General features: G+C 33.4%; 1 protein-coding gene. It reads left to right on the forward strand.

Features of this window, described 5'->3' with window-relative positions; genetic code table 11:
* The first annotated feature begins 41 nt into the window (after positions 1–41).
* Entirely contained in the window at positions 42–1577 is a 1536-nt protein-coding gene (locus KPL38_RS19120; protein ID WP_246578055.1) for a hypothetical protein, read from the forward strand.
* The last annotated feature ends 122 nt before the right edge of the window (positions 1578–1699 follow it).

A 1699-nucleotide genomic window follows, 5' to 3' on the forward strand; every position in this document is an offset into this window, starting at 1 on the left:
TGTATATTATTACCATTTTTCATTTATAAGGAGTGATTTTTATGTTAACTGTTAAGGCTTCACATACTCAATATCAAAATTTTGTTGAAACATTTTTAGAAGAATTCTTTATTCAAAATAATCAACAAATTACTTTATTTGAACGTAGTACAATAATAACAAAAATCTGGTCTGCCGACCTAACCGGAATTGTCCCTCTAATACAAAGTACTTATTCTAAGTCTAATCAAGGTGCTCCGCCCAAAGATGCGGTAGCTTTACTCAGATCACTTATTATTATGGCTTATTGTAAAGAAACCAGCATATCATCTTGGATAAAGACATTACGTTCAGAACCGTTTTATGCAATTCTGTCAGGCTTTATCCCTGCTTGCTACTCGCCTTTTAAAGCCGAAGGCATACTTGCTGATCAAATACCTGGCATAGGTACTTTTTATGATTTTATGGATAGGCTGATTCATAAGGATAAAATCCTATATAAATCCAAACTGCGTAAATTCAAACGTAAACCAAGTAAAAAACAAAAGAAAAACCAAAAGATGAATAACTCCAAATCTGGTGTTGTCGAACGTTTAGTTAAAAGAGTCTTAAAATATGATAATTCTAAACTTTCTGACAGAATAGAATCCAAAATGAATAGCATACTTAAAGAATTATTTGTTATGCCTTCCTTATCAATGGGCATTTTGGGTGACCCTTCTAAACTAAATATTGCTGGTGATGGAACTTGTATGCCCTCGCAGGCTTCGCCTTACGGTAAAAAAGTGTGTGATTGCAAACATAAACCAGGAGAACATTGTAACTGTTATCGAAAGTTTACCGATCCCAGTGCTAGCTGGGGTTGGGATAGCTTTAATGAACATTATTACTATGGTCATACCTATCACGGATTTACTGCCTGTGATAGTTTTTACAGCCTACCTATCCATATTAAATTTGTTAGTGCAGCAAGGCATGATTCTGTTACTGGTGTTTATGAACTTAAAGAACTTGTAGATTTATACCCTGAAATTGATTTTTATTCCATAGCCTTAGATTCCGCATATGATGCTAATGCTTTTTATCTTTTATGCATGCATTATGGAATAAATCCTATTATTGATTTAAATTCACGTTCTTCAAAACCTACATCAGGTAGAGAATTTGTTGAACTTAATGATAATGCTATTCCTCATGGTAAAGTTTGTGGACATCAGCTTCGTAATTGGGGAATTGTCAGCAAAGAATACAGGCATAAATGGCTATTCCCAGTTCAATGTGAACACTGTAAAAAATGTCCTATGAAAAGCAACCAAACTTATTACACTAAAACATTAGATAACCCAAGATATTTTACTCCTATACTAAGAGGTTCAAAGCAATGGAAATCTCTTTATAAACGGCGTTCAACTACTGAAAGATGTTGGGATAGAATAAACAACGACTTCCATGCTGAAAATGCGATTATCTATTCCGTTGGTCGCAGAATAACGAGAGTATTTCTTGGTGCATTTTGCTGCTTTATAGATGCTTGGGCTAAGGAAAAAGAGGTAACCCTTGCTGATATTTTCCCAATTTTCAAGAAAATAGCTGCTTAATTCATAATTAGTTTTAATTAAATAACCAGCCTACGGCTTTTTAAAATAGTGTATAAAAAGCCTTTTTGTCATACCTGCTATTATTTCACTTATAGTATTACATCCAAATAAATACTTTTGTT

Origin of the sequence: Clostridium psychrophilum (assembly GCF_018861705.1) — a bacterium.
Taxonomy (GTDB): Bacteria; Bacillota; Clostridia; order Clostridiales; family Clostridiaceae; genus Clostridium_AD; species Clostridium_AD psychrophilum.

Excerpts from the sequence above, each read along its gene's own strand:
- KPL38_RS19120 (WP_246578055.1), top strand. The coding sequence starts at position 42 with ATGTTAACTGTTAAGGCTTCACATACTCAATATCAAAATTTTGTTGAA.